Origin of the sequence: Sulfurihydrogenibium yellowstonense SS-5, assembly GCF_000173615.1 — a bacterium.
In the GTDB taxonomy this organism is placed as follows: domain Bacteria; phylum Aquificota; class Aquificia; order Aquificales; family Hydrogenothermaceae; genus Sulfurihydrogenibium; species Sulfurihydrogenibium yellowstonense.
Genome location: NZ_ABZS01000181.1, coordinates 1 through 3,375, shown reverse-complemented (window position 1 = coordinate 3,375; position 3,375 = coordinate 1). Strand labels below are relative to the sequence as shown.

General features: G+C 31.0%; 2 protein-coding genes and 1 pseudogene. All 3 read right to left on the bottom strand.

Features of this window, described 5'->3' with window-relative positions; all coding sequences use genetic code 11:
* The coding region (gene thiL, locus SULYE_RS07145) for a thiamine-phosphate kinase (RefSeq protein WP_007547958.1) at positions 1-729 on the bottom strand (729 nt) is incomplete at its 3' end.
* Between the two features lie 10 nt (positions 730-739).
* Positions 740-2,278, bottom strand: coding sequence for an ArnT family glycosyltransferase (locus SULYE_RS07140; protein WP_007547957.1), 1,539 nt, complete (start codon positions 2,276-2,278; stop codon positions 740-742).
* Between the two features lie 213 nt (positions 2,279-2,491).
* Positions 2,492-3,375, bottom strand: a pseudogene (locus SULYE_RS07135) (IS110 family RNA-guided transposase); the annotation flags it as partial.

Sequence of the window (3,375 nt, the reverse complement as noted above, 5' to 3'; positions counted from 1 at the left end):
TATTTTTAATTTTTCTTTTTCAATGATGATTTTTACATTGCTTTTTTTAGAGATATGGCTTAAATCTGAAGTCAAGCCATCGCTAATGTCTATGCATGCTGAAGCTTGTTTGATTTTTTCTACTAAGTCTATCCTTGCTTTTGGTCTGTAATGTTTGTTAATTAAAGCGATTTCAAAGTCTTCATATTCTTTTTTGTCCATTAAAATAAGTTCTAAGCCTGCTTTACTGCATCCAAGGTTGCCGGATAGATAAATTTTTTGATTTGGTTTAGCCGCGGACCTTAAGATAAATTTATCAGCCTCTCCTACCATTGTCATGTCAATCATGATTTGATTTGAAGATGAGCAATTGCCGCCGATTGTATAAAAACCGTAATAATCTTGAGCTTCTTTGATTCCAATATAAACTTTTTCAATAAAGCTGTATTCTAAATCCTTTGGTAGTGCCAAGGATAATAAAGCCCATCTTGGCAAACCACCACAAGCAACCACATCACTAACATTTGACGTTGCAAGCTTCCAACCTAAATCTTCCGGTTTGATTTTATCTTTTAAAAAATGTGAGTTTTCAACTTGTATATCAACGGTAAACAAAATCAGCTTACCATTTATGTTTACACATGCACAATCATCGCCATAACCAACCAACACATCTTTATCATGTATTGGCAGGATCTGATTTAATCTCTCTATTAGTCCAAACTCGCCAATTTGATTTATCCTTTCCATAAATCCACCTTCAATTTGAAATTAAAACTGATACTGAATTTTCAAACAAATCCTTTTTTTGAATGATAACTTTTAAGTCTTTAATGTCTTTCAACTCTTCTAAATACTCATCCCTTGTTAGGATGTAAACCCTGCCTGATTTAATAAAGTTTTCAACATCTTGTTTAGAGTTTAAAGGAATTATCTTCTTCTTTAGGTAAAAAGAAAAGGCTGGATTGTACCGTTTATAGTAGCCTACGGGTCTGTCTTTTTCCATGTAATTTAGTATAATTCTAACTGATGAGTATTTGTCAATCTCTGGCAAAATAACTGTGTAAAGTGTAATGCTCATTGCAACGCTTGAAATAAAAAGAGAAAGAATGACCTTTTTGATATCTTTAAAGTAGATTAAAGCAGACAATCCTCCGACTGCCAAAATAAGAAAGTAAAAACTGTAATTTGCAAGTAGATATAGATTTTTGTCATTCTTTAATATTATGTATAAAACAAAAGGCAGTGATGCTGTAAAGATGAGATAGAAAATTAAAGAAAATAAATAGTTTCTAATCTTTAAAAGTGTAAGAGATAGAAGTATTGCAAAGGCTGGATATACAGGTGCTGTGTAGTTTGGCAATTTTGTTTTAGAGATGCTAAAAAATCCTGTGTATATTAATACTATCAAACCTAAGTAAAGATAATCTGGATTTAATCTATTTTTTAGAGTCTCTTTGACTGATTGGTAAGTAAAAATGCTAAATGGAAGCATTCCGATAAGAACAAAAAGGATTGTAATTAGAAATACTCCCCCGTGTCCTTCCATTGGGTCTGTAAATCTGCTAATGTTGTGCTTCAAGAAAAATTCTTTTGTCCATTGAAAGTTTGTTTCTATGCTAACTAACACATACCAAGGAAGAGATATTAAAGCTGTTAAAATTAAGCCTTTATGAAGTTTCAAGCTTTTAATGACTGATATGCTTTTTTCTGCTGAAAATAAAAACGCAAAAATTATAAAAAATGGTAAAACAATCGCAACTATTCCTTTTGCCAACATTCCAAAGCCAAGGGTTGCGTATAAAGTCCAAAGATATTTTTCTTCTTTGAATTTATAAAAAAGATAAAAGCTAAAAAATGCTAAGTTTATAAAAAATATCAAATACGGGTCTGGAACTGCCATATGAAATTGAAAAACAAAATGCAGTGATGAAATTAGAACAATGGTTGATAAAATGGCTGTTTTTGTGCTAAAAATTTTTTTTGAAAAAACGTATGTAATCATTACCGTTAAGCTTCCAAAGACTGAAGAGAAAAATCTTGCTGAAAATTCACTAACTCCAAAGATAAGATAAGAAAGCATCATAAAATAGTAATGTAGTGGTGGTTTGTCCGTTCTTAATTCGTAGTTGAATGTTGGAACGATAAAGTTTTTAGATTCTAACATCTCTCTTGCACAGGATGCGTTTTTTGCTTCATCAAGACTAAAAATTGATACCCCGCCAATGTTTAAAGAAAATAGAAAAAAAGAAAATAAGCCTATCAATATGAGATTATAATCTATTTTTCTAGTATCCAACCAAAGGCTCCAGAGAAATCTTTAAAATCTTTGATTTTTGAGTTTGGAAGGTATTATAGCATATTTTAAAGAAAGATAAAAAGTCGCTACAGGGTTGGATAAAGTTAAAGAGAATTCCAAAAATAGGATTGTATATTACAAAAATACGTCGGGTGAGAAATTCATTAAAAACACGAGATTCTTCGCTTCGCTCAGAATGTTCTATGTTAAATGTCAAGTACACAAATTTTCATCAAATGGTCTTCTGTTTTTTAATACACCATATGCCTGCCTTAATAGCTTATGTGCTACAGCTACTAATGCTAATTTTTTAGCTTTACCTTTACTTACTAATCTTTCGTATAATTCTCTGCAGTATTTGTTAAACCTTATTGCTGATAGTGCTGCCATGTATAGTATCTTTCTTGCATATGGATTTCCCATCTTTTTTATTGAACCACTTTTCTTTACGCTCGCTCCACTTTCATATGGGCTTGGATTTAAACCAGCATAGCTGGCTGCTTTCTTTACACTCTTGAATCTTTTAAATCCTCCAAACATTGCTATTACCACTCCTATAACCCTATCACTTATACCAGGTATACTTTTTAAAAGCTTGTATTCCTCTTGATAATTCTTCTTAGTCAACTCTTTTATCTCTTTTTCAAGTTCTTTTATGTTTTTTTCTATTTTTTCAATTAGCTCATCGTAATATTCCAAGTTCTCTTTCAATTTTTTGATTGGTATTGGTACATGACTTAAAGATTCTCTTTGATTTCTTAGGTTTGTAAGCTGATGCTGTAGGTCTTCTAATATCTTTAGTTTTACTTCTATTTCTTTTTCTACATCTGGTTTTGGTTTATAAAGCTCTCCATCGAAAAACGTTCTTCCATACTGTGCAATAAAGTATGAATCAGTCTTATCTGTTTTAACTCTTGTCATTTTAGCTTCCATAAATTTCCTTATTGAAAATGGATTTACTACTGCTACTTGATAGTTATTTTCATACAGATAATTAGCTAAGCTTTAAATGATAAACTCCTGTATGCTCCATTATGATAAGCATATCTGACTTTTTAAACTTCTTAAGATAAGGCTTTATTTTCTTTTCAAACTCA